The sequence below is a fragment of the Nodosilinea nodulosa PCC 7104 genome (assembly GCF_000309385.1).
Lineage (GTDB): Bacteria > Cyanobacteriota > Cyanobacteriia > Phormidesmidales > Phormidesmidaceae > Nodosilinea > Nodosilinea nodulosa.
On record NZ_JH976537.1, the window covers coordinates 2,354,348 to 2,378,662 of the forward strand.

23 protein-coding genes are annotated in these 24,315 nt (G+C 61.6%); 13 read left to right on the forward strand and 10 right to left on the reverse strand.

The annotated features are described in order from the left end of the window. Window positions 1–221: 221 nt before the first annotated feature. Window positions 222–1,496, reverse strand: coding sequence for an adenosylhomocysteinase (gene ahcY, locus LEPTO7104_RS0110745; RefSeq protein ID WP_017298582.1), 1,275 nt, complete (start codon window positions 1,494–1,496; stop codon window positions 222–224). A gap of 84 nt (window positions 1,497–1,580) precedes the next feature. Continuing rightward, window positions 1,581–2,369 carry a 3-methyl-2-oxobutanoate hydroxymethyltransferase gene (panB, locus tag LEPTO7104_RS0110750; RefSeq protein WP_017298583.1) on the reverse strand — a complete coding sequence of 263 codons (789 nt, stop codon included), beginning with the start codon at window positions 2,367–2,369 and terminating at the stop codon, window positions 1,581–1,583. Between the two features lie 174 nt (window positions 2,370–2,543). Here panB and clpP point away from each other — a divergent pair, with 174 nt between their 5' ends. Continuing rightward, a complete protein-coding gene (gene clpP, locus LEPTO7104_RS0110755) occupies window positions 2,544–3,149 on the forward strand; it encodes an ATP-dependent Clp endopeptidase proteolytic subunit ClpP (protein ID WP_017298584.1) in 606 nt (201 codons plus the stop codon). Between the two features lie 45 nt (window positions 3,150–3,194). Here the strand turns inward: clpP and LEPTO7104_RS0110760 are convergent, their stop codons facing one another. Beyond that, window positions 3,195–3,941: a hypothetical protein gene (locus tag LEPTO7104_RS0110760; protein ID WP_017298585.1), complete on the reverse strand. Its 747-nt coding sequence runs from the start codon at window positions 3,939–3,941 to the stop codon at window positions 3,195–3,197. Window positions 3,942–4,167: 226 nt separating this feature from the next. Between LEPTO7104_RS0110760 and LEPTO7104_RS33455 the strand changes: the two genes are divergently transcribed. Then, a complete protein-coding gene (locus LEPTO7104_RS33455; RefSeq protein WP_017298586.1) occupies window positions 4,168–5,004 on the forward strand; it encodes a TerC family protein in 837 nt (278 codons plus the stop codon). Between the two features lie 28 nt (window positions 5,005–5,032). On the opposite strand, the gene LEPTO7104_RS0110770 is transcribed toward LEPTO7104_RS33455, so the two are convergent. Continuing rightward, complete coding sequence (locus LEPTO7104_RS0110770; RefSeq protein ID WP_017298587.1) at window positions 5,033–5,872, reverse strand: sulfurtransferase; 840 nt, start codon at window positions 5,870–5,872, stop codon at window positions 5,033–5,035. 201 nt (window positions 5,873–6,073) lie between these two features. Between LEPTO7104_RS0110770 and LEPTO7104_RS0110775 the strand changes: the two genes are divergently transcribed. After that, the gene (locus tag LEPTO7104_RS0110775) at window positions 6,074–6,628 is read left to right on the forward strand and encodes an HdeD family acid-resistance protein (RefSeq protein WP_026072581.1); all 555 of its coding nucleotides are present in this window, start codon (window positions 6,074–6,076) and stop codon (window positions 6,626–6,628) included. A gap of 25 nt (window positions 6,629–6,653) precedes the next feature. Beyond that, window positions 6,654–7,553: an esterase/lipase family protein gene (locus tag LEPTO7104_RS0110780; protein ID WP_017298589.1), complete on the forward strand. Its 900-nt coding sequence runs from the start codon at window positions 6,654–6,656 to the stop codon at window positions 7,551–7,553. A 6-nt stretch (window positions 7,554–7,559) separates the two neighbouring features. Here LEPTO7104_RS0110780 and LEPTO7104_RS0110785 read toward each other — a convergent pair whose 3' ends face one another. The 3 genes from LEPTO7104_RS0110785 to LEPTO7104_RS0110795 form a co-directional block, all read right to left on the reverse strand. After that, window positions 7,560–8,498, reverse strand: coding sequence for a hypothetical protein (locus LEPTO7104_RS0110785; protein ID WP_017298590.1), 939 nt, complete (start codon window positions 8,496–8,498; stop codon window positions 7,560–7,562). Between the two features lie 169 nt (window positions 8,499–8,667). Further along, on the reverse strand, window positions 8,668–10,533 hold the full coding sequence (gene cobJ / locus LEPTO7104_RS33460; RefSeq protein ID WP_017298591.1) for a precorrin-3B C(17)-methyltransferase: 1,866 nt from the start codon (window positions 10,531–10,533) through the stop codon (window positions 8,668–8,670). Between the two features lie 94 nt (window positions 10,534–10,627). Further along, window positions 10,628–11,332 (reverse strand): FecR domain-containing protein, encoded by a 705-nt coding sequence (locus LEPTO7104_RS0110795; RefSeq protein WP_017298592.1) that lies wholly within the window; start codon window positions 11,330–11,332, stop codon window positions 10,628–10,630. A 284-nt stretch (window positions 11,333–11,616) separates the two neighbouring features. Between LEPTO7104_RS0110795 and LEPTO7104_RS33465 the strand changes: the two genes are divergently transcribed. Further along, window positions 11,617–12,054 carry a tetratricopeptide repeat protein gene (locus tag LEPTO7104_RS33465; RefSeq protein ID WP_017298593.1) on the forward strand — a complete coding sequence of 146 codons (438 nt, stop codon included), beginning with the start codon at window positions 11,617–11,619 and terminating at the stop codon, window positions 12,052–12,054. A gap of 15 nt (window positions 12,055–12,069) precedes the next feature. Continuing rightward, window positions 12,070–12,888: a TlyA family RNA methyltransferase gene (locus LEPTO7104_RS0110805; protein ID WP_017298594.1), complete on the forward strand. Its 819-nt coding sequence runs from the start codon at window positions 12,070–12,072 to the stop codon at window positions 12,886–12,888. Window positions 12,889–12,922: 34 nt separating this feature from the next. Here LEPTO7104_RS0110805 and LEPTO7104_RS0110810 read toward each other — a convergent pair whose 3' ends face one another. Next, the gene (locus LEPTO7104_RS0110810) at window positions 12,923–13,333 is read right to left on the reverse strand and encodes an ACT domain-containing protein (protein ID WP_026072582.1); all 411 of its coding nucleotides are present in this window, start codon (window positions 13,331–13,333) and stop codon (window positions 12,923–12,925) included. 180 nt (window positions 13,334–13,513) lie between these two features. Here LEPTO7104_RS0110810 and LEPTO7104_RS0110815 point away from each other — a divergent pair, with 180 nt between their 5' ends. Beyond that, entirely contained in the window at window positions 13,514–14,452 is a 939-nt protein-coding gene (locus tag LEPTO7104_RS0110815; protein ID WP_017298596.1) for an alpha/beta hydrolase, read from the forward strand. Then, the gene (locus tag LEPTO7104_RS0110820; protein ID WP_026072583.1) at window positions 14,453–14,803 is read left to right on the forward strand and encodes a TfoX/Sxy family protein; all 351 of its coding nucleotides are present in this window, start codon (window positions 14,453–14,455) and stop codon (window positions 14,801–14,803) included. A gap of 14 nt (window positions 14,804–14,817) precedes the next feature. Here the strand turns inward: LEPTO7104_RS0110820 and LEPTO7104_RS0110825 are convergent, their stop codons facing one another. Next, window positions 14,818–16,293 (reverse strand): aminotransferase-like domain-containing protein, encoded by a 1,476-nt coding sequence (locus LEPTO7104_RS0110825; protein ID WP_017298598.1) that lies wholly within the window; start codon window positions 16,291–16,293, stop codon window positions 14,818–14,820. Between the two features lie 341 nt (window positions 16,294–16,634). Between LEPTO7104_RS0110825 and LEPTO7104_RS33470 the strand changes: the two genes are divergently transcribed. The 4 genes from LEPTO7104_RS33470 to LEPTO7104_RS0110845 all read left to right on the forward strand — a co-directional run bounded on the left by LEPTO7104_RS33470 (window position 16,635) and on the right by LEPTO7104_RS0110845 (window position 21,553). Then, window positions 16,635–16,952 carry a hypothetical protein gene (locus tag LEPTO7104_RS33470; RefSeq protein ID WP_017298599.1) on the forward strand — a complete coding sequence of 106 codons (318 nt, stop codon included), beginning with the start codon at window positions 16,635–16,637 and terminating at the stop codon, window positions 16,950–16,952. Between the two features lie 280 nt (window positions 16,953–17,232). Continuing rightward, a complete protein-coding gene (locus LEPTO7104_RS0110835) occupies window positions 17,233–18,057 on the forward strand; it encodes a YdcF family protein (RefSeq protein WP_017298600.1) in 825 nt (274 codons plus the stop codon). A 27-nt stretch (window positions 18,058–18,084) separates the two neighbouring features. After that, window positions 18,085–18,900, forward strand: coding sequence for a PhzF family phenazine biosynthesis protein (locus LEPTO7104_RS0110840; protein WP_017298601.1), 816 nt, complete (start codon window positions 18,085–18,087; stop codon window positions 18,898–18,900). A 142-nt stretch (window positions 18,901–19,042) separates the two neighbouring features. Further along, on the forward strand, window positions 19,043–21,553 hold the full coding sequence (locus tag LEPTO7104_RS0110845; protein ID WP_017298602.1) for a glycosyltransferase family 39 protein: 2,511 nt from the start codon (window positions 19,043–19,045) through the stop codon (window positions 21,551–21,553). Window positions 21,554–21,566: 13 nt separating this feature from the next. Here LEPTO7104_RS0110845 and LEPTO7104_RS33475 read toward each other — a convergent pair whose 3' ends face one another. Continuing rightward, window positions 21,567–22,877 carry a TetR/AcrR family transcriptional regulator gene (locus LEPTO7104_RS33475; RefSeq protein ID WP_017298603.1) on the reverse strand — a complete coding sequence of 437 codons (1,311 nt, stop codon included), beginning with the start codon at window positions 22,875–22,877 and terminating at the stop codon, window positions 21,567–21,569. 187 nt (window positions 22,878–23,064) lie between these two features. On the opposite strand from LEPTO7104_RS33475, the gene LEPTO7104_RS0110855 reads away from it, so the two are divergent. Further along, entirely contained in the window at window positions 23,065–23,922 is an 858-nt protein-coding gene (locus LEPTO7104_RS0110855) for an acyl-CoA desaturase (protein WP_017298604.1), read from the forward strand. Window positions 23,923–24,315 lie beyond the last annotated feature (393 nt).

Genomic DNA, 24,315 nt, shown 5'->3' on the forward strand with positions numbered 1-24,315 from the left:
AAAAGTGGTGACGCTGCCCTGGAACCAGGGCATTCTAGATACAGATAAGACGGCTTCACGCAATCTATAAGCTAACTCCCTATACTAAACAGCCCCCGGTGCCGTGGCATCGGGGGTTATTTAATGATCACCATCGCAAAAAATCGGGCTTTCTTCGCTATTTTGGGCGGCCTGTTACAGCCAGCGGAAGAAGCCCGGTTTTTGAGCTAGCGAACCAGCGCCTAGGTGCCCACGGTCCAGGAGTTGATGTAAATTTCCTGCTCGGGGGTGAGACTATCGACCTCAATGCCCATGGCCACCAGCTTCAGCCGGGCAATTTCCTTGTCCACCGCTTCGGGAATGGAGTGCAGACCGGGTTCGAGGGAGCCCTGGTTTTTCACCAGGTACTCGCAGGCCAGGGCCTGGTTGGCAAAGCTCATATCCATAACCGCGCTGGGGTGGCCTTCGGCGGCGGCCAGGTTGACCAGGCGGCCCTCACCCAGCACGATCACCGATTTGCCGTTGGTGAGCATATATTGCTGGGTAAAGTTGCGCACCTGCTTGACCTCAGAGGCCATTTCGCCCAGGGATTTGAGGTCGATTTCGATGTCAAAGTGGCCGGAGTTGCAGACCATGGCGCCGTCTTTCATGGCCTCGAAGTGCTCGCGGCGGATGACGTGCTTGTTGCCGGTGACGGTAATAAACAGATCGCCGACGGTGGCCGCCTGGGCCATGGGCATCACCCGAAAGCCATCCATGACGGCTTCGATCGCCCGCACCGGGTCAATCTCGGTGACGATGACGTTGGCCCCCATGCCTTTGGCCCGCATGGCGGTGCCTTTGCCACACCAGCCGTAGCCTGACACCACAATGGTTTTGCCCGCCAGCAGCACGTTGGTGGCGCGAATAATGCCGTCTAGGGTCGACTGGCCCGTGCCGTAGCGGTTGTCGAAGAAATGCTTGGTGTCGGCGTCGTTGACGTTCATGGCGGGGAAGCTGAGCACCCCGTCTTTGAACATAGCCTTGAGCCGCACGATGCCCGTGGTGGTCTCTTCGGTGGTGCCGATAATGTCGGCCAGCTGGGCCTGGCGGTTTTGCACCAGGGTGGCCACTACGTCGCTGCCGTCGTCGATGATGATGTTGGGGCGGTGATCGAGGGCGGTTTCGACGTGGCGGTGGTAGGTGGCGCTGTCTTCACCGCGAAAGGCAAAGACGGGAATGCCGTAGTCGGCAACCAGGCTGGCCGCAACGTCGTCCTGGGTGGAGAGGGGATTGCTGGCAATGAGGACTGCATCGGCACCGCCGTTTTTGAGCGCGATCGCCAGGTGAGCAGTCTCGGTGGTGACGTGGCAGCAGGCCGAAATGCGAATGCCGGCCAGGGGCTTTTCCTGGGCAAAGCGATCTTGAATTTGGCGCAGCACGGGCATCTCGCGCCCGGCCCACTCGATCCGCTGCTTGCCCTGGGTCGCCAGGGCAATGTCTTTGACGTCGTACTTAAATTTAAGAGTTGTGGTCATAGCAAAGTGTCAACCGTAGTGAATCGTTCATCTGCCAGCGTACTTAGCTTAGCGGAATTTTAGGCGGGGTACTGCCCGGATAGGTCAGGCGGGGTACTGACCCGATCGCACCTCCCCACAGAACTGCTGGGCCGCCTCAATCGCCTGCTGTCTGAGGTTAGCGTAGACCTTGGCAAAGGGGGGCTGCCAGGCCGAAAGCCCCAGCACATCCGCCGTCACCAAGACCTGCCCATCGCAGTGCACCCCGGCCCCGATGCCAATGGTGGGAATGCCCAGCGCCTTGGTAATATCGCGGGCTAGCTCGGCGGGAATGTGCTCTAGCACCACACAAAACGCCCCGGCCTGCTCCAGAGCCCTGGCCTCGGCCAGAATGCGATCGGCCTCAGCCTCGGTTTTGCCCTGCTTGCGAAAGCCGCCAAACTGGTTCACCGACTGGGGGGTCAACCCCACGTGGCCCATCACCGGAATGCCCCACTGCACCAGGCGTCGCACGGTGTCAACCACGCCCTCGTGGCCGCCCTCCAGCTTCACCGCCTGGGCACCGGCCTCTTTTAGCATTTGACCCGCCGCGCGAATGGCGTCTTCTACGCTGGTCTGGTAGCTGAGAAAGGGCAAATCTACCACCACCAGGGCATTCTTGACGCCCCGCCGCACGGCCTTGGCGCAGATCAATATATCTTCGGTGGTGAGGGGCAGGGTGGTGTCGTAGCCCAGGGCTACCATTGCCAGCGAGTCGCCCACCAGCGCAATGTCGGCCCCCGCCGCATCGACAATTTGCCCCGACATGAAATCCCAGGCGGTGAGCACGGCGAGGGGTGGGGCGGGCGTACCCGACTGCTTCCACCGCAAAATTTGGTCAACGCTAACGGCCATAGCTGCGCCTGGGGAAGGGTGTAGTTGCCAGGATAACAAACCGACGGAGCCAGAATTTGCCCACTCCTGAGGCGATCGCTCCGGAGTTTGGATCGGCTATCCCCCCAATCGATTTCTCCCCTGGGGAACACAACTCGCTAGAATCAAGAAAACCCGTACAAAGTGGCTGATACGATGATTCCAACCGTTATTGAGCAGTCCGGGCGTGGCGAACGCGCGTTTGACATTTATTCCCGGCTTTTGCGGGAGCGCATTATCTTTCTTGGCCAGGAAGTCACCGCCGACTCGGCCAACCTGATCGTGGCCCAAATGCTGTTTCTCGAAGCTGAAGACCCCGACAAAGATATTTATCTGTACATCAACTCCCCCGGCGGGTCGGTGAGCGCGGGGCTGGGCATCTACGACACCATGAAACACATTCGCCCCCAGATCTGCACCATTTGCCTGGGTCTGGCGGCCAGCATGGGGGCCTTTTTGCTAACAGCGGGCGAAAAAGGCAAGCGCATGAGCCTGCCCAACTCGCGGATTATGATTCACCAGCCCTTGGGCGGTGCCCAGGGTCAGGCCACCGATATTGAGATTCAGGCCAAGGAAATTCTCTACCTGAAGAAGCAGCTCAACGAAGCCATGGCCGAAAATACCGGCCAGCCCTACAACAAAATTGCCGAAGATACCGAGCGCGACTTCTTTATGAGCCCCCAGGAGGCGGTAGAGTACGGCCTGATTGACCAGGTGATCGATCGCACCGCCGTAGGCAGCCGCCCCCTCACCGTGATGTAGAGGCCGCGATGTAGAGCAACAGGGCCGAGGATCAGCCCCTGGCGATCAGTCGCCGGGGGCTGACTGGGTTTCTAAGAACAGTAAAAACTCCAGCAGTTCGTCGTCGGTGAGGTCGTGGCGCGATCGCTTGCCGTAGGTCTTCTCTAAAAACTCGCGGCCCTGGTTCACGCCCCAGCCCAGCCGCTGTAGCTCCACATCGGTCTGGGCGATGATGTCGGATAGATCGATGGAGACCCCTGGCTCGGCCCCCAGAGTTATAAACTCATCAGCCGGGGCGTTGAGGGCATCGGAGGCTTCGTCTTTGGCCTGGGCAGGCAGCTTGGGCAGCGGTGGAATCGCCATGGCGACGGGGGGGAAGTCAAGGGTGGACACGGCCAGCGGAAGCTCCAGCTCTGGAGCTGGCTGAGCCAGGGGCAGCTTGCCTCGGGGTGAAGTCGGCTGCGGCGGCAGAGCGGCGTCGGTTTCAGCCGTGAGCAGGGCCGGTTCGGGCTGGGGGGATGGGGCTGCGGCACTAGCGAGGGGGTCAGGTCCGAGCGGTTGAGGGCCGCTGGTCTTACCTGGGCTGGCGGGGGTGACGGCGGACAGCCCCAGGCGCTCTAGGGCGCGGGCGGTGGCACCATCCTCAGCCGCTTCCAGGGCAGTATTGGCCCCGAGGCCGCTGGCCAGGGTGGTGCCGTCTACCCCAGCGCAGACCTGCACCACGTACAGCCCGTCGTGAATAGTTAGCAGTTCTGACGTCAGGCTGCCCTGGGGATAGCGTTGGCGAAATTGACTCAGCAGCGAACTTAGCACTCCGGCGTCTCCCCTGCGGATGGATGGTAGTGGATGTTAACCGTACTATTCTAAGGAAGTGGGGCGCGTTAGACTAAGGCCATTACGCCGCTGGCTGGGCGGGCTAGATGCAGGCTGGGAGGTTTCCCTCGGTGGTTTAGAATCCCAGGGTCTGCGATCGCCAGTCAGCTGTGCGCCTTTCCTTCAGACCTTTACCATTGCTGCCCTGGGCGGCTGACCTGAGCTGATGCTAGACCGACTGCTGGATATTTCTGCCAATTTTGGGGTTGATACCCTGCTGCTGCTGCCGGTGCTGATTGCCCTGGAGGCGGTGCTGTCGGCAGACAATGCGATCGCCCTGGCTGCGATCGCCCAGGGGCTAGACAGCGAAGCCATGCAGCGCCGGGCCTTAAATTTTGGCCTGCTGATTGCCTTTGTCCTCAGGGTCGGGCTAATTTTGACGGCGGGCTGGGTGCTTCAGTTTTGGCAGTTTGAGGTGATGGGGGCGGCCTACCTGCTGTGGCTTGTCTATCAGCATTTCACCGCTGAAACCGATACCGAAGCCCATCACCACGGGCCGAGGTTTGCCAGCGTTTTGCAGGCGATTCCGGTGATCGCGTTTACCGATTTAGCCTTTTCCCTCGACAGTGTGACTACCGCTCTGGCTCTCTCCAAGGATGTGGTAGTAATTTTGCTGGGCGGCACCATCGGCATTATTACCCTGCGGTTTATGGCGGGGCTATTTATCCGCTGGCTAGAAGAGTTTGAGCATTTAGAAGACGCCGGGTTTATTACCGTCGCCTTTGTGGGAGTTCGCCTGCTGGTGCGGGTGCTTGACCCCACCCTGGTGCCCCCCGAGTGGGCCATGGTGCTGGTGATCGCCCTGGTCTTTACCTGGGGGTTCTCAAAACGCACCGAAATACAAGATGGCGAAACCACGGCGGACCCAGGGAGCGAGGCCAGCCATGGGACCAACGGCAAAGTGCCCACTGTTGCTGAGCTAGAGCCCCAGGGCAGTCATGCCAACCAGGTCTCCTCCAGCCAGGATGACCCCACTCCGGCAGTGCCTCTCCATCAAGATTAGCTAGAGAATTGCCTGGGGACAGAATGAGCTAGAGATAGGAGCACCAGTCGCTCCAGCCGCCCAGGTATAGCTTGGCCATCGGTCGCCCGGCCAGGGTTTGGGCCAGCAGGTTGACGCAGGCCGTAACCCCCGAGCCGCAGTAGACGATCGCCTCGTCGGCGGCATCCAGGGCAGCCCAGTGATTGGCCAGAGCTTCAGGAGACTTGAGCTGGCCGCTGGGTTCTGAAGCATCTTGCCAAAAATAGTTCACCGCGCCGGGAATGCTGCCCGCAACAGGGTCGATGGGTTCCAGCTCGCCCCGGTAGCGCTCGGGCGATCGCGAATCGATCAGCAGGGCCGCCGGGGGGCGATCGCGCACCGCCTCAATATCCACCAGCCAGCCCTGACGCGGGGCAGGCGTGAACTGGCCAGGGCGGGGAGCAGGGGTTTCAGTGCTGGTGGGCCGCCCTGCCCCTACCCAGCCCGACCAGCCGCCGTCTAAAACCGCTACATCGTCGTGGCCCAGGTAGCGCAGCAGCCACCAGAGGCGGGCCGCAAAGGCAAAGCGCGAGTCGTCGTAGGCCACCACCAGGGTGGGCTCTTGGCCCTGGGAGTCTGCGCACTGGGAATGGACGCCCATAGCCGCCAGTTTTTTGCTGAAGCCATCTAGGTCGGGCAGAGGATGGCGACCGCCGTGGGCCTGCACCGGGCTGGACAGGTCTTGGTTGAGATCTAGGTACCAGGCGCCGGGAATATGGCCAGCGGCGTACTGCTGCCGCCCCTGGTGGGGGTCGCTCAGGGCAAAGCGACAGTCCACCACAATCACCTGCGGGTCTGTGAGATGGTGGGCTAGCCAGTCGGCGGTGACACGATTGCGAGGATGGGCCATGGGAGTTTTCAACTGCGGGTAGGGTGTAGGGGCTATCCCGTTTAGGGATAGCGTTGCTCAACAAAAGTAGGGTATAAGTTTGCTGGACTGTAGAAAACCACTGCCCTGGGCGTTCGCCTAGGCGGCGTTCAAATTCGCGAGCATCAACCCCTTTTTAATCCACAGACCTATTGCACAGACCTATTTCACTGAGGCGCTGTTATGACTATGGAACCTCCACCGAGTAGTGAGATTAAAGCGGCAACGGGCTGGATGATTGCCCTCAGCATAGGTTTGATTATGCTGGGTATTCTGGCGATTTTAATGCCGGGCATCGCCTCTGCTCTGTTCACCTCCATGATTGGTTGGATTGCCTTAATTGGCGGCGTTTTACAGATTTTTCAGGCATTTCAGGCCAGGGCGGTGCGGGGGCTGGGGCTGAACCTGGGGGTGGGCGTCCTCTACGCGATCGCAGGACTTTACATATTATTCAACCTGGTCAAGGCCACGGCGGTGCTGACCCTGGCCTTTGGGCTGCTGTTTATCGCCGAAGGTATTTTTACCATTATCATGGCCTTTACCTACCGGGCGGGCCGCAGCATGTCGTGGTTTGTGGCTATCAACGGCATCATCACGCTCATTTTGGGGATTTTGGTGATCAACCGCTGGCCTTTTAGCGCCCTCTGGCTCATCGGCTTGTACGTGGGCATCAGCCTGCTGTTTAGCGGGGCCTCGCTGCTGGGGGCAGCCCTGGCGGCGCGCCAGGAAGTGGCCTAGGCTGTCCAATCCTATAACTGGCCCTATGACCGGAGACTATATTCTTTTTGCCCAGCACGGCTGGGCCGATACCAATCAGTCGATGATGTCTTTGGCCGGGCAGCTGGCCTCGACGGAGGCGCAGATTGTTGCCCCCAGCCTCAACTACGCCATGACCTGGCTGCGCATCGCCCCGCTCATCGATGAGGTCGATGCCCTGGCCACGGCCACCCTGGCGCGGCAGCCCGCTCTGCCCGTGCGCATTGTCGGCCACTCGATGGGGGGGCTGATTTGGCTGGAGGTGCTGAACCGGCACCCGGAGTGGTGGCCGCGCGTGGAGTTTTTGGTGCTGGTGGGTTCTCCCGTGGGCGGGGCCGATCTGGGCCGCATTCTTGACCCGCTCCAGGTGGGGGTGGGCATTGCTGCCGATCTGGGCCGCGATCGCCGCCCTCTAGCCGCTCGCATTGCCGCCGCCATCGCTACCCTATCGATTGCGGGCGATATCGACGGGGGCAGCGACGGCACCATTCCAGTGGAAAGCACGCGGGTGCCCAATGCGCAGTTTGTGTGTCTAAGCGGTATTAACCATCCGGCGCTGCGCTGCCACCCTGAGGTGGTGGAGCAAATTCAGCAATTTTGGGGCGGCGGCAGCCTCAGCGCCCCGCTGTTGCCCCACCCCCTGGTAGACCAGCTGCGCCAGATACCGGGCATGACCGACGCCCATCGGCGCGATTTTGGTCGGGCGGCTGCCTGGCACACCTTTGCCGATGGCACCAGTATTCGCCTGTGGCAAAGTCCTTTGGGCGTCCACCATGTGTTTTTGGCTTCGCCCCAGGGCGACTGTCTTTACTCAGGGTATGTGGGATGGCTGCACCTCACAGAGATGTGGCACAGCCTGGAGGCCCTGCGCGCCGAGGCCGACCGATCCCAGAGCCAGGAAGGCTGAGGGCGACTAAGTTGATGGCCCCTCTGGCGGGCGGCGGCTGGAGGTCAGCGGGCTGGAGACGGAAAGCCCGTCGCCGCTAATCAGGCCAGTGGTGACATTGACATGGCCTTCGCGGTCTTGCAGGTACTGCTCGACGGCGGTATTGACCTGGCTCGCGATCGCTCGCGCCGCCTTTGAGGGGGTCGGCTGCTGCTGCAAAATGTTGAGCTGAAAGCTGACCTGCTCGATCAGCAGTTTCTCGTCGGCGATCGTCAGCTGGGTATCGATGTTAAAGTCCACCTGGTTCTGGAGCACGGCACTGAGGGCCGTCGAGATCAGGTCGGCGCCGATATTGAGCAGAGTCGGGGCGTATTTTTGGACGTAGGCGATGACGGTTTCGCCCACGGCATCGGCCATCGGTTTTTGGCTCAGGGCCGTGGCCAGGGTTTGGGCCAGCTCCAGGTAGACGGGGTTGATCGCGGTGGCGATCGCCCCATCGATGTCAAAGGTCTGCACCACCTGGCTAACCAGGCCCAGGGCCTCGGCGCGGGTGATGGCGTGATCGCTCACCAGGGGTAGAATCGCCGTTGCCATGCTGTTCAGGGTATCGGGGGTTAGCGCAGGCGCGTAGCGCTGCACGTAGGCAGCCATCACCCCCGTTATTTTTTCCCCCAGCTGCTGCTGCCAGCGGTGGGCCTGCTTGGCCAGGGCGCTGCTGGCGCGGCTGACAATGGCATTTTTCAAATCTTCAGGGGTGAGGCCATCGAGCACCTGCTGGGCCACGGCGTCGACCAGGGCGGCGGGCTGCTCGGGCAGATGCAGGCGCAGCAGCGTGCCGAGAATGCCCTGCACCTGCTCGGGGGAGTTGGGCAGCCCGTAGAGTCGCCCGTAGGCGCTGAGGCCGCTAATTAATGTCTGGACAAGCTCAGGGGGTGGGGCGGCGGCATTGATAGCTTCAGAGGGCATCGTCAGCGTCTCCTCTCGGCGGGTATGGGAAATTATTCAGAGAAAATATCCCAGCAGCTTGGAGATATCTTTGGTTCGCAGCACCCTCCTCAATCCTAGTTGACGATTCTGCCGGTGGCGCAGCACAGGTATGACGATTTGCATCCCCAGAGCTGTGCCCTTACAACCGCTACCCACCGCCGCCGTTGTAGCCGCGGGGAGTAATCAGCCAGGGGCCATGGCGCTGGGTGCTCTGGTTGCCGATCAGCACCACCGTCAGCATGTCGATGGGGGCCTCTAGCAGTGCCCCCAGGGTGGTGCGGTGAATGGCTTCATCGGCCCGGTAGACTGCCCTGACCACCGCCACAGGAGTGTCGGGGGAACGGTGGGCCATGAAGATGCCGTGGGCGATCGCAATCTGCCGGGTGCGCGTTTTTGACTTGGGGTTGTAGAGGGCCACCACAAAATCGGCCGCCGCCGCCGCCTCTAGCCGTTTGACAATCACCTCCCAGGGGGTGAGCAGATCGCTGAGGCTGATGGCGCAGAAGTCGTGCATCAGCGGTGCCCCCACCCGCGCCGCCGCCGCCTGGAGCGCCGAAATGCCGGGCAGGACCTCCACCGAGGGGGTGGCGCCATCCCAGCCCGTGGCCTGGAGTTGCTCTAGCACCAGGCCCGCCATGCCGTAGATGCCGCAGTCGCCTGAGGACACCACCGCCACGCTCAGCCCCCAGCGGGCCAGGTCAATGGCGCGATCGGCCCGCTGGCGCTCCTGGGTGATCGGCCAGGGTTCAACAATTTGACCGGGGCGGCAGAGGGGGCGAATCTGCTCGATGTAGAGGCCGTAGCCAATCACCACATCGGCGCGGGCGATCGCCGCCTTGGCCGCCGGAGTGATCTGATTCAGGTCGCCGGGGCCGGTGCCCACCAGCGCCAGGTGGCCGGGGTGGGGAATGTATTCGCGCTCGGCCTGGGCGATCGCCACCGTGACGGCACCGGGCTGCCCTTCGAGGCGGCTCACCTGCTTAGACACCCGCAGCTCTCCCCCAGAGCCGCTTTCAGAGGCCGCCAGAATCGCCGCCGCCTCCGCTACGCTGGGGGTCTGCACCGCCTGTTCCACAACGGTGGACGGGTTGGGCACGGGAATCGCCTTGAGCTGCTCAGCGGTAAAGCAGCGCAGAGGCCACTGGCGTTCGGCGCAGAGCGAGACTAACCCCGCCTCGTCGGCCTTGAGGTCGAGGCTGGCCAGACCTGCGATCGCCCCCTCCGCCAGATGATTGACCCGGCAGGCCTGGGCGATCGCCGCCGCAATCACCACCCGGGGCGTACCCCGCTCGCAGCCCACCCCCACCCACAGCACGCGCGGGTGCCACTGGGCTTTGGGCAGGGCCGCCTTGGGCGCGAACTGCCGCTGGATCGGGCCAATCCACAGGCGGGCCGTTGGCGCTTCGGCCGGCTCAAAGACGAAGGGATGCCCCTGGGGTAAATGGTCTTGCCAGAGGGTAGAGCCAGCGTCCTGGAAAACTTCGACGGGGCGGCCAGTGGACCAGCCGTGGGCGATCGCGGCGCTCACCCCGGTCCAGTCGCCGCCGCCTTTGCTCCAGCCAAAGGGAAGGCCCAGCACATCTACCCCCGGCAGCCCGTGGGCCGGGGCCGAGCCGGTGATAGTCGCATCGGCGCTGAGCCAGTGAGCTACCTGGCGCGTTAGGTCATCCGCGCCGCCCTGGTGCCCGCCGCAGAGACTGATCACCTGACCGCCGGTTTCGGCCACCACCACCACCGCCGGATCGGTGGCTTTGTCACCTAGCAGCGGCGCAATTAGCCGCACCACGGCCCCGGTAGCGAGGGCAAAGATCAGCCCGTCGTAGGCAGACCACAGCTCCGGCAGCGTCGCCTTGAGAGAACCGCCGTAGACCTGGGCCGCCAGGCCGTAGGCCTCCGATTCTGCCGCCAGGGTCGGCGGAATCCACAGCGTTGCGGGCAGAGCAGAGGTCAGGGGCAGCAGCGCCCTCAGGCCCGCCGGAGTAGTCGTAATCGCCGCGAAGGAAGGCAAGATCAAGCCTCAAGGTGAGAGTGAAAAAGCAATCAGAACGGTTAGCCTGGGACAGTTCTCAAGAATAACGCGCCCGATCGCCTCTCGGATCGCAGCTGGGCTAGGGCAGCTCCTCTACGGTGGCTTCCAGCTCAGATCGCGTCGGCAGCGGGCGGCTAAAGCCGTTGATCAAGGGGCTGTTGTCCAAACGCTCCAGGGCCGTGGCGCGATCGAGGGGCTGCACCCGCTGGCGCAGCTGGTCGATATCGCGATCGCCGGGAGACACAAACAGCTGTTCGCCACTATTCAAAATCACCTCCTCCTGGCTGCCCACCAGCCGAAAGGCCACCCGCCCCTCCCAGGAAAAAATCTCGGTGGGGGCACTGGGGTCATCGCCGATATTGACAAACACCGTAGTGCCGCGAATGCCCGCAATACCGACGGGGGTAACGATATCTACGGGTTCTGGCAGAGAACCTTCTACCCAGGTAATCATTTGCCCTGAGGTGAGCTGGAGCTGGCTGGGTTGCAGGGTGAGGGTTGCATCGCCCCCGATGCGAAACATCGCTCCGTTGACCAAGCCCACCTCGGCCAGGGCCTGATCGGCGGTGCGAATTTGGTCGCCGTAGGCCATCGTTTGATTGACTTGGGCTGGCTCTGGCTCGCCTCGGTTGAGGATAACGGATACAGGGCTGGCGACAATGGCCTGGATGGTGGCAATGGCCGGTGATGCCGCTGGCGCTGGTTCAACCGTAGCCTTGGGTTCAGCCCGCCCCTGCACCCCGCCATGGCCACAGCGCCTGCCATCAACAGCGCGATCGCCCAAGTCCCGCCACCAAGTCCGCCTCTGCGGTGAATGGCCCCAGGAGGGATGGACCGAGACCCGTCCCTACGGGCAAACGCGATTCCTCTGGAAAGCTGTTGCATAGTATTGGTGGGGCTAGGTGCCATAGTGCTCAGTCGTATCTATAAGGTATTCAGTGGATGCCGCTGGTTTTCCGGCAGGGTGCGATGTCAGGCCAGAAGTCAGCGATACGGCTTGCTTAGCCGCCGCCCCCTTGCCGCGATTTCAAAACAAGTTTTGCTCTACCTATTTGGAGGTTACATTCTGTGGAACTGGCGATCTGGCTATCGGTGGTACTGGCGGTGCTGGGCTTTGGCATGGGGGTAATGGTGTGGGCCTACCGCCGCCCCCTGGGCAACAGCGCCCTGTTTCCGTCACCCGTGATGGACCTCTCTACCCCAGTGGGCGACAAGGCCAGAGCCCAGTTTGAGGCGGGGTGCGCCGCCTTTGCCCAGGGCCGCTACCCCGCCGCCATCGACGAGTTCACGGCGGTGATGGTGGCCGAGCCAGACTGCGCCGAAGCCTTCCACAATGGCGGCCTGGCCTACGCCAACATGGGCACCGATGGCCTGGCGGTGCAGGCGTTGCTGAAGGCCAGCGAGCTGTACGATCGCCAGAGCACCAAGCCCCGGCTGGATCTGGTCAAACAGCAGCTGGAGCAAATCGCCGGACGGCGGGGCCTCAACCCGCGCACCGTCGCCTAGGGAGATTGTGAAGCAATGGCCAAACAGCGCCTGGATGCCCTGCTGGTGGAGCGGGGTCTGTGCGAGTCGCGGCAGCAGGCCCAGCGGCTAATTCGGGCTGGGGAGGTGCAGGTGAACCACGCCGTGGTGGATAAGCCCGGCACCACCTTTGCCGAGGATGTGGAGCTACTGGTGAAGGCGCGATCGCCCTTTGTCTCTCGCGGCGGCGAAAAACTCGCCAAAGCCCTGGCCGAATTCCCCATCCCCATTCCCGACAGAATTGCGCTGGATGGCGGCATTTCAACCGGCGGCTTCACCGACTGCCTGCTCCAGGCGGGGGCGAAAAAAGTCTACGGCATTGATGTGGGCTACGGCCAGGTGGCCTGGGCGCTGCGCCAGGACCCCCGCGTGGTGCTGCGGGAGCGCACCAACCTGCGCCACCTCACCCCCGACCAGCTCTACGCTGAGGGCGACCCGCGCCCCGACCTGGGGGTGATAGATGTGTCGTTTATTTCGCTGACCAAGGTGCTGCCTGCCTTTTGGGCCTTGCTGGTGCCGCCCAGGGAGGTGGTGCTGCTGGTGAAGCCACAGTTTGAGGTGGGGCGCGATCGCGTTGGCAAAAAGGGCGTCGTGCGCGACCCTGGGGATCAGGCCGATGCGATCGCCGCTGTCCTCGCCGCCGCCCAGGGCCTGGGCTGGGTCTACCGGGGTCTCACCTGGTCGCCGCTGATCGGCCCGGCGGGCAACATCGAATACCTCCTGTGGCTGAGTCAAACGAGCGCTGCGATCCCTGCCCCCTCGCTGAATGATCTAAAGACCCTGGCCACCGACGCCCGCCTCAGTTTAGGAGATTAGCGCTGGCGCTTTGGGAGATCGACCGTCGGCAAGATTAGGGCGGGCTATTTTGGTCGATCAGGGTTTGCAGCAGGGCCAGGGCTTTCTCCGCCTGGGGGGCGGGCACAAACAGGTGATCGTGGTAGAAGGCAGAAACCGAGTTGACGCTGATGCCGTGGCTGGCGAGTTGGGTCGCGATCGCCGCCAAAAAACCCACCGCCTCCAGACTGGAATGCACCGAGAGCGTAATCATGGCAAAGACGGCTGCGTAGGACAAACCCGCCCCATCGGCCCGGGATCGCGGCAGGATCAGCGTTAGCCCTTCCTCTTCCTGGAACAGGCCAATGGGGGTAAGGGCCGCGTCGTAGCCCACGCCAACGGGAAGGCTGCAAAACACATATTCCCCCTCGCGGAGCACAGGCTGCATCGTCGCAAGTAGCCTGGTGAGATCAGTTTCTCCAGCCATGGCGCTCCAATCTCTCAACAACATCTAAGGCCGCGATCGCTCCAGAAGCCTGGGGCGATCGAGCGCAACCATCATAACGAGATGAGTCATGCCGCTACGGTTGCCCCGACCGCCTCACGCCCCAGAGGCCATAATGCTGATGTATAGCGCCACTGCGCCCGCTGAGAACAAGGGCAATTTATGAGAAACATGATCAGCATAGGCAGGCTACCGGGGCAATTGTCCAGATATTTGCTTATTTTTGTCGGCGTTCTCGGCATGGCATATATTTCGCTCTTGTTGTTGCTTACGTTCCGACAGCGTCACTTAATCTATCGTCCTCGACCTGACCTCTCAATGCTGCCAAGCGCTGCTGATTTTGGGCTTCCCTATGAAGATGTCTGGATACCAATTCCAAAGTCCACGGATACGATTCATGGCTGGTGGATTCAATCTGCATCGCCCCAAGAGCAGTATGCTATTTTGCCTCAAGAGCCTGTGCAGGTTCTTAAATCTCCCAGGGTAATGCTGTACCTGTGTGGAGTCGGGCGCAACATGGGGGACTACAACTATTTATCTAGGGTTGCGGCATTTCGACAACTTGGCTTCTCAGTCCTAGTGTTTGACTATCGAGGCTATGGGCGCAGTGAAGGAAACTTTCCCAATGAAGCTCAACTGTATGCAGATAGCCAAGCCGCATGGAACTACTTGAGAGATACACGTCACATTCCTGCTGAACAAGTCATAATTTACGGCGAATCGATGGGAGGCGCTATTGCGCTAGATCTAGCGATCAAACATCCTGAAGCCGGTGGATTAATCATGCAAAGCTCATTTACCTCAATGCTTGAGGTGGTAAAGCAAAAGAGTTTTGCAAAAGCTATACCTCTCAACCTAGTTTTGACTGAGCGGTTTGATTCAATCGCCAAAATCAGCTCATTGAAAATGCCTGTCCTCTTTCTGCACGGCGGCTCTGATTCTGTCGTACCCTCTGAAATGAGCAAGCGCTTATACGCGGCTGCGCCAGAGCCTAAACAATTATTTCTTATTCCTAAAGCCGATCACGTTAGCATTTATCAACCCGGAGATGCATCGTATTTCAAAGCAATTCAGAAGTTCACTGAGTACACCGAGGAATAGATGGCTTCAGACTCTAGTTTCGTCGATTTTGTCTGCGAACAGGTTAGTGATGCAGGGGATGTTACCGCCAGGAAAATGTTTGGGGAATATGCCATTTACTGCGATGGCAAAGTGGTCGGCCTCGTTTGCGACAATCAATTTTTTGTCAAGCCGACCGCTAGCGGTCGTGCCCTGTTAGCCGCTGTTGCAGAAGCGCCTCCCTATCCGGGAGCAAAGCCGTACTTTCTAATTGGCGATCAGCTTGAAGATCGGGCGTTCGTGACGGAGCTGATTCGGCAAACTGCGCTAGAGCTGCCCGCCCCCAAGCCTAAAAAACCAAAGGCTAAGAAATTCAAGCCAGAAAGGGCCTGAATACCCTTCTTCAGCTACTGCCCATCGGCCCGCAGGAAATTCTCGGCCAGCTGTTTTTTGGTTAGCCGCCCCAGGGTTTGGAGAGCCTGCTCAACGGTATCTGACCAGAGCACCGCTGTGTTGAGCCGAAAACAGTTGCCGTAGCACTGGCCCGAGGCCGAAAACATGACGCCGGGTGCGATCGCGATCCCCATTTCCAGCGCCTCTCGGTACAGCCGCATCGAGTCAAACCCCTCGGGCATTTCGAGCCACAGCACGTGGCCCCCCGCGGGCCGAGTCACGCAGGTTTCGGCAGGGAAATAGTCGCGAATGGCCTGCTGCATGCGCAGCATTTGCTCGTAGTAGGTGCGGCGGAGCTGGCGCAGGTGGCGATCGTAGCCGCCGTTGGACAAAAAGGCCGCCACCGTGAGCTGGGGGGCCATCGCCGTATTTTGGTTGAGAATAGATTTCATGCGGGCGATTTCGCTGTGGTAGCGCCCGCCCGTACACCAGCCCACCCGCAGCCCCGGCGACAGGGTTTTGCTCACCGAGGAACAGTAGAGCACCCGGTTTTCGGCATCAAAGGCTTTGATTGCCTTGGGGCGATCGCCCTCGAAGTAGATATCGCCGTAGACATCGTCTTCGATCAGGGGCGTATCGTACTGGTTGAGCACCTCGACCAGCCGCTTTTTCTTGCGGTCATCCATGCAGCTGCCCAGGGGGTTGCTGAAGTTAGACACCAGCAGCACGGCCTTGACTTCGCCGGTTTGCAGCGCCTCCTCCAGGTGGGGCAGGCTAATGCCGTCGCGGGGGTGGGTGGGCAGGGTAAGGGCCTTTAGCCCCAGGCATTTCAGGGCTTCTAGCATGGCAAAGTAGGTGGGCGACTCGATCGCCACCGTGTCGCCGGGCTGGGTGAGGGCTTGCAGACACAGGTAAATCGCCTCGTTGGCCCCGTTGGTAATCACCATCTGGTCGGGGTGCACCGAGCACCCTGCATCGAGCATGCGCTTGGCAAATTCGGCTCGCAGGCCCCCATCGCCCAGCAGCGAGCCGTAGGAATGGGCCAGCAGCGAATGTTCCCGCAGCACCTTGCCCGTCACCCGATTCAGCTGCGCCAGGGGAAGATACTCCAGGGCTGGCAAAGCCGCCCCCATCTGCACTAAAGCTGGATCGCGCATCCGGTGCATCACTTCAAAGGCCAGGGAGATGTCAATATCGGTGGCCTGGCGCGGTGGGGCGGTGGCGGCAGGCTCCTGGGGCAGCTGCAGGTTGGTTTGCTTGACGTAATAGCCCGACTGGGGCCGCACCAAAATTAGCCCCCGATCTTCGAGCAGGCGGTAGGCCTCCATCACGGTGGAGGTGCTGACCGACAGCTGAGCCCGCAGCTTGCGCACCGACGGCAGGCGATCGCCCGGTTGCAGCGTACCGTCGGTAATCAGCTTTTGCAGGCGATCAGCGACTTGCTCGTAGAGGACCTGGTTGGGGGAGAGGGTGACCGGGGAGAGGGGCATGGGGGAGTGGGGGGTGGAGGGGTGGGGAGGGTGGGGAGGGTGGGGGAGGTGGGGGAGGTGGGGGTTGGCTTTAGCTAACGGTCGAAGGATTGCTCCATGGCCTTGGATTCCGGCACTGAACTCCGGGGAGGGCGAAAATTTTGAACTTTGAACTTTGAATTTTGAACTAAATCGGAACAGTTTTGGGGTGAAGATACCAGAACAGTCTCAGGAAATCAAACTGTTACCAATACAATTTACGCGAACTGCCTCTGTTCGGCCAGGGGGAGATCAAAGAAACTTCACCTATAGCGAATCGATTCGCGTTCCGTTGGTCACTTCCTTTTTGAGAGGACAGCCCCATGAAAACCAATAGTTTGTATGCTCAGCTAGAGCTAATTCCAGAGTCGCATCCCACCCAGACCGATTACTCCGTTGGCCGCGCCTGGGCTGCGGCTAAGGCACATCTGAGACCGATGGCGAGCCACCTGCTGGCCTACCTGTGCGGTTCTACCGACGTGAGCGTGACGGTCAAGCGCGTTGGTCGCAGATCGGCCCGAGAGGGCCATCGCTACGGTCAGACTCTGTTTGTGGCCTACGACCCGGCCAGCCAGCGGCGCTATAGCTTTAGCTCCGAGCAAGAGCTGCGGGTGTGGATAGACCGGCGCTACTACGAGTAGGCTATGCTCCCAAATGCGCCAATGGGTCATAGGATCTCAGGGATGGTTTTCAGACGCCTGTGAGCCATCTCTGATTTAAGGTTGGATGTTATTGATTTGATCTGGGGGGCGATCGCGCCGCTCCAGCGTTCCCTGGGCTACAGCGTTTGCGGTGGCTATACAGATCTATAAATTTTGCTCGACAAACTGTGGTTAGCTGCCAGCCCAAGGCTGATATCAGTAGGCTAAGCCTGATGACGTTATTGCAGTGCTAGGCCCTCTCACTGCGCAGGAAGCCCCCATGGTAGAGCTAGTTCGGAGCATATTTGGACGTTACTGGCCAAAATTTACTTGGAAGCTCTTTTATTGGCTATCCGATCCCCACGTTGTCACGCTCACCCTGCTGGTCTTCACCGCAGTTATGCTGCTGGCCAGTGGCCGCCGGTACAAGCAGCAGATGGTAATCCTGGGATTGGGACTGCTGATCGCCTACTGGCTGATGATTTCGCCGCTGTTTTCGGCGGCGGCCACCCGGCTGCTGGTGAGCTTTGTGCCCCCCGATCGCGGCGAGCCCGCCGATGCCGTTGTGGTGCTGGCCCGCGATGGGCAAATTGAGGGCGATCGCCACAGCACCGCCGTCAGCATGGTGGCGGCGGGTCGGGCGCCCAACCTGCTGGTCATGGGCCGCGCCCAGGGCATGAAAGTGCTGAGAGAACTGGAGCGACGCCAGCTGTCACCAGCTCGATTCCTCAGCTCGACCTGTGTGAGAACCACCAACCACGAGGCCGAGTCGGCGGTGGCGGCCCTGGGGTCTAAAGGGCTGAGCCGCATTATTCTCATTACCGATCCACCCCATATGCTGCGCGCCTGGTTAATCTTTAAAAGCTTTGGCTTTTCGGTGATTCCTCACATCGAGCCGATGCCGCCTGAGGTTGCCGCCAACCAGCGATCGCTCCTGGCCATCCGCGAGTATCTGGGGCTAGTCAGCTATGCCGCCTTGGGTCGGTTTCACAATCGCCCCTCCAGCGCCCTACCGCAGGAGGCCCAGGCGTTTGCCAATACCTTTCCGGCCGACCGATGCTTCATGACCGCCGAGCAAATTCGCCAATCTTTATCGAGTAGTTGATTGCTTTATGGCTAAAGGGGTAGCGCTATGACCATTGCTCTGACTCAGGTTGATGCCTTTACCGACGCCGCCTACGGCGGCAACCCAGCGGCGGTGTGCGCCCTGCCCGAGGCCCGCCCCGATCGCTGGATGCAGCAGGTGGCCCAGGAAATGAATCTGTCAGAAACCGCCTTTTTTTACCCCGAGGCCGAGGGCTACCGGCTGCGCTGGTTTACCCCCACGGTAGAAATGGACCTGTGCGGCCACGCCACCCTGGCCACCTGCCACGTGCTCTGGAGCGAAGGGCACCTCCCCCCTGAGCAGGACGCCAGATTCTACACCCGCAGCGGGGTGCTCACCGCCCGCCGCCTGGGCGACTGGATTGAGCTAAATTTTCCGGCCAATCCATCCCGCGCGATCGCCATCCCCGATGGGCTAGCCAACGCCCTGGGAGCCGACCCCAAAGCCGTGGTCGAAAATTCGTTGGGCTACCTGGTGGAACTGGAGTCGGCGGCGGCGGTGCGCGACCTGCGGCCCGACTTTGCCGCCCTAAAGCAGTTTCCGGTGCACGGCATTATTGTCACCAGCCGGGGAGAGGCTCCCTACGATTTTGTCTCCCGCTTTTTTGCCCCATCCATTGGCATCGACGAAGACCCGGTAACCGGGGCCGCCCACTGCTGCCTTGCCCCCTACTGGCGGAGCAAGCTGAATAAGACGAGCTTTCTGGCCTACCAGGCCTCAGCCCGAGGCGGCGTGATCAAGGTGCAGGACGGGGACGATTCCGGGCCGGATGCTCGCTTCGCGGGTCGCGTGCGCCTCAGCGGTCAGGCCGTCACCGTTTTCAAAGGGGAACTGCTCCACTGATCGCCCCAAGCTAATTTCCCAAGCTAAATTTCCCCAATAGGCGCAAAGATTGGGATGGCCTGAGCTGCGATCGCCCGCCAGTGCCCTAAAATTCCTGTGAAACAGCCCGCGCTGAGTTTTGCAGAAATTGCCCCGAGCTTCTATGGCTAATGTGCCGTCCTCCCCAGCCCCTACCCTGCGGCGCGATACGTTCATTTTGGTGGGACTGTGGCTGCTGGCTGCCGCGATCGATCGCCTGTGGATTTTTTTCGACCATGCTCCCCCCGCCTGGGATCAGGGCGATCACCTGACCCGCGCCCTCAACCACTGGTGGGTGCTGCAGCATCCGGACTGGTTTTCTGGCGACTGGTGGCGCACCCTGTGGCAGCAGGCCCCCACCCAGCGAGCCCCGCTGGTGGCCCTGGCGACGGTACCCTTTTTTGCCCTCTGGGGGGCCAGCCTAGACGCGGGGCTGACGGTGAATCTGGTCTTTACCGCCGTGCTGCTGGGGTCGCTCTACTGGACCGGCAGGCGGCTCTTTTCGCCCGCTGTCGGGCTGTGGGCGGCGGGCCTGGGGCTGCTGGCCCCGATTTTGGCCACCCTGCGCCTGGAGTACCTACTCGACTACGGGCTGGTGGCGATGGTCGCCTTTACCCTGATGGGCTTGACCTGCTGGTGGATGGCCAAGCGAGCCTGGCAGCAGTGGCTGTTTACTCTGCTGTGGGGCGTGGGAGTGGGGCTGATGCTGCTGACCCGCACCTCCGGCCTGCTCTTTTTGATTGCGGCCCTGGGCTGGCCCGCCCTGCTCAGCCTCTGGGAGCGGCGCTGGGGCCGGTTGCTTCAGCTGGCCGTGGGGCTGGGGGTAGGGCTGCTGGTGATTTGGCCCTGGTTTAGCACCAGCTGGCTGACCATCATCAGCACCACGGTCGAATCCACTGCCCACGGCGTCATCTACCGGCGCGATCCCCAGGCCAATACCCTGGCGGGGTGGCTCTACTACCCGCAGCAGCTGCCCGCTATGGTCTCGGCCCCGGTGCTGTTTTTGGCCCTGGCGACGGGGGCGCTGGCCCTGCTAACCGGGCGGCTGAGGAAGCGATCGCACCCCCCAGCCGCCACAGCCCGGCGCTCCCAAACCGCCTGGCTGTGGCTGGGCGGCATTGTGCTGATCACCCTGGTGCTGGGGGCGCTGGGGTCTAACAAGCAGGCCCGGCTGCTGGCGCCGATGCTGCCGCTGGTGCTGGTGGGGCTGGCCGCCATGCTGAACGGGTACCGGGTCTGGGCCGTGCGGTGGGTGGCGGCGATCGCCGCCCTGGGGGTCGTCCTGTGGACGATTTTTCCGCTGCCGGGAGCCCCCCTGGGCCAGGGGCTGCCGGCAGGTTTACTGCCCCCCAGCTTTTTCCCCTACACCGGGCCACCCTGGCCCAACGAGGCCATTGTCTCCACCATGACCCAGACCACTCCCCACCTGGAGACCACCCTGGGCATGGCCGTCAACACCCAGCAGCTAAATCCTCAAAACATGGATTTTTACGGCGGTGCGGCCAATTTTCAGGGATTTGCGCGCCAGCTGGCCTTTAGCCCCAATACCGCCGTACAGGATGCGGCCGCCCTCGACTGGTACCTGGCTAAAACCGGCGACCAGGGGGCCTACGACACGATCGAGGCCGGGCAGGCCCTGCTCAAAGACTCGATTCTCAAGTCCCCCGATCTGGAGGTGGTGGCGACCTGGCCCCTGCCCGACAGCAGCGAGGCCCAGCTCTACCATCGGCGACAGCCCCCGATCGCGGTGGTGCCCTCAGCGACGGCGATCGCCCCGGTGCAGCTGAGCGTTGAGGCCCCCGACCAAATCTTTCCTGGCCGCGTCTACCCCGTTACCTATCGCCTCGCTGGCCCCTGGGATCAGCTCCAGAACGGGCTGCTGCTGCTCACCTGGCAGCCCGATTCCGGCGCAGACCCGGTTTGGCTCGGCGACCATGCCGTGGGGCTAGGCCGCCTCTACGGCGACAATGGATCTGAGACCTACACCGTGGCAGAGCGGCTCAGTCTGGCCCCGCCCGTCGATCTACCGGCGGGTCGCTACACCCTGCGTGCAGAGCTGTTGCAGCCCACCACAGGCCGCAGCACCACGCTGGAGGGGCCGCCTGCGGTGGTGCAGGTGCAGCCCGGCATCGATATCCCCGCCACGATTCCCCTGGCGGTGGCCCCGCCGCTCGATCTCGTCACCTACCTGCGCCAGCTGGCCCAGGGCCTGGCGGTGGGCCAGCTAGATCCCATCTTTGCGGAGGTGGGCCGCATCAACCAGTACGATCCCCGCCAGAAATATCTGGTTCACGCCGAGCAAACCCTGGGCCATCGGCTTCAGCAGTCGCCCGATCGCCTCGACTGGCTCTACGGCATGCTGCTGGCCCAGGTGCTCCAGCAACATGCCGAAGATGCGATCGCCACCCTCCACCAGATCACCACCGTAGCCCCCGACAACCCCTACCACTGGGCCTACCTGGGTTTTGTGAATCTCTATGCCTGGCAGCCCAGGAGCGCCCAGGTCGCCCTCGATCGCGCCGCCGAACTCAACCCAGACCTGCCCAATTTAAAGCTGCTTCAGGCCGTCGCCGCCGCCATGCAGCTGCGCATTCCCAGAGCCATTGCCCTGCTCAAGGCCGAGGGCGTACTCTAGCCATTGGCGCAGACTATCGATCGGCGGGTGAGACAGCATCGGTCGTCTCATCCAGCCCGCTGTAGCCTGGCCCAGCCTGGCGATCGAGCCGCAGCGCCTGGGCCAGGGCCGATCGCGCCTGGGCCTTTTGCACCAGCGGGTCGAGCTGCTCCACCGACAGCCCGCTCAGCAGGCTGAGTTCGTGACGGTTTAACCCCTTCAGCAGCATCTCGACGCACCAGGTGGCGCGGGTTTGCTCCAGGCTCAGGGGCACGCCCGTAGGCGAAACAATGTCGGCTGTGACCTCAGCCCACAGCTGCCGCACCCGCAGGGGCGTGATCGGCTGATCGTCCGGCCCCAAGAACATAGCAGGCGAATCATCGCTGCGGCCCTTCAGCCAGCGGGTCAGCGGATTCTTGGTATAGGTGCCGTAGCGCCGACCCATAATCCACTGATTTAACGGCACCTGGCGGTGGTTGGGGCCGACCAGCAAAATATGCTGGTCGCTGTCGTAGAGCGCGCTGGCGCGGGTCAGCAGCGGCACCTCCGCCGCCGCCACTCCGGCCCCCCAGAGCACGTAGACCAGCGCAAAGGTCTGATTGCCAGCCTTGCGGGCCGCCTGCATGACCTGGTGCACAATGGGCGCAGGCAAATCGATCCAGGTTTCGGTATTGAGAGGGTCCCCAGTCGGGCCAGGCTGAGCCGATGCCCGGTCTTCAGCGGCGGGCTGGGGCCGCAGACTCAGCAGCCAGATCACCACGCTGTCCACAAAGTCGGCTCGACTGGGCCAAAGGCCGTGGTTTTCCAGATCGCCCTCGGCCATTCCGCTGGTGGCTCCCTCGATCGCCCCATAGCCCAGCAGCAGGGCCATCACCAGCCCAGCGATCGCCTCCGGAGGCAGCCCAGGGGCATGGCCCGGCCCCAAAACCGCCTCCAAATACTCCGCCATCCCATCGCGAATCGCTTTCAGCCCGCGTCCCATGGCCTGGCTGTTGGCGGCAGAGAACTGCCCCGATTCCCCAATCACCGATCGCACCAGTTCCGAAAGCTGATCCAACGTCTCCAGGCAGTGGGCCAGAAAATCTCCCAAGGCCTGATCAACGGGGGCTTGCCCGTCGGGGTTCAGGACCAGGCGAGAAGCCGAACCATCCAGCAGATCCGCCTCAGTCATCACGGCAGCAAGCAAGCCATGCTTGCTGCCAAACTGCCGAAACAGCGTCACCTCATTGACTCCGGCCAGATCGGCCACCTGGCGGGTGGTTGTAGCCCCCACGCCCTGCCTCGAAAAAAGCTGAAATGCCGCGTCCACAAGCCGCTGCCGAGCCGATTTACGCCGATCTGCCATAGCAAAAAGAAAGCAACACTTGCATTTTACCAAAGAAGTTTGCTAAGGTGATTTTGCAAGCAGCACTTGCAATGGGCTCCAGACCAATCCCCTAGGGGGCCATGAGGAGTCAGGCCAGAGCCTCCGCCCAGACCGGGCGAGCGGCTTAGCCCACCGTTTCCACCTGACGAAGAATGAGGACTTTGCTATGACAACATCGATAAAACCGCCCCTGCAAAAACCGGGCATTGCCGATTTAGACTGGACGCTGGTAGGCTTTTTGGCCGCCATCCACGGCGTTGCCCTGCTGGCCCCCTGGTTCTTTTCCTGGTCGGCGCTGGGCGTCATGGTGGCGCTGCACTGGCTGTTTGGCAGCATTGGCATCTGTCTGGGCTATCACCGGCTGCTGACCCACCGCAGCTTGCAGGTACCGCGCTGGCTAGAGTACGTGCTGGCCACCATCGGCGCGATGGCGCTCCAGGGCGGGCCAATCTTTTGGGTGGCGGGGCACCGTCAGCACCACCTCTACACCGAAGATGCCGAAAAAGACCCCTACGCCGCCAGCCGTGGCTTCTGGTGGAGCCACATGCTGTGGATGGTGTACCGCAACCCGGCCATCTTTAATGGCCAAATCTACCGCCGCTACGCGCCGGACATTGCCCGCGACCCCTACTATCGCTGGCTCGATCGCTACTTTCTGCTGCTGCAAGTGCCGGTTGCGATCGCCCTCTTTGCCCTCGGCGGCTGGCCCTTCGTGATCTACGGCGGCTTTCTCAGAATTGCGTTGCTGTGGCACTCTACCTGGCTGATCAACTCCGCCACCCACATGTGGGGCAAGCGCCGCTTTCATATCGAAGATGGCTCCCGCAACCTGTGGTGGACCGCCCTGCTTACCTACGGCGAAGGCTGGCACAACAATCACCATGCCTTCCCCAACGTCGCCCCTGCCGGCTGGCGCTGGTGGGAAGTGGATGTCACCTGGTACGCCATTTGGACGCTCGAAAAATTGGGTCTGGCCCACCGTGTGGTGCGGCCCCCGGTAGAGGCGATGGCTCAGGTGCGCTAGCATCGGTTTTGGCAAAAAAGCCTGGAACCCTTTAATAGAGTAGATTTAGCCCTAATTTTCACCCAGCCAAGTGGGGGGAGATTTGGGGCTAAACTAGTTTCATCCGAAATTCGATTTGGTCAACCCTGATTCATAACCAGAAACCCTGTAGGGGCATAGCACGTTACTACAAATCGGGGGTATAGCTAGAGCCAGAAGGTTAGGACAATTCACAGTTAGCTCTCATGCGATAGCTATACGCCGATGCGCTGCCCCAGCCTTCGCATTGACGTTCACTACTGTCCTAAGCGCATTGGCCACAGCTAGATTTACTCGGAATTTGAGATCACCAATTGCTTCCCACAGTTTTTTGTAGGGCATCAGAAAGCCTCAGTCAAGCTGGCCAGGCCGTAT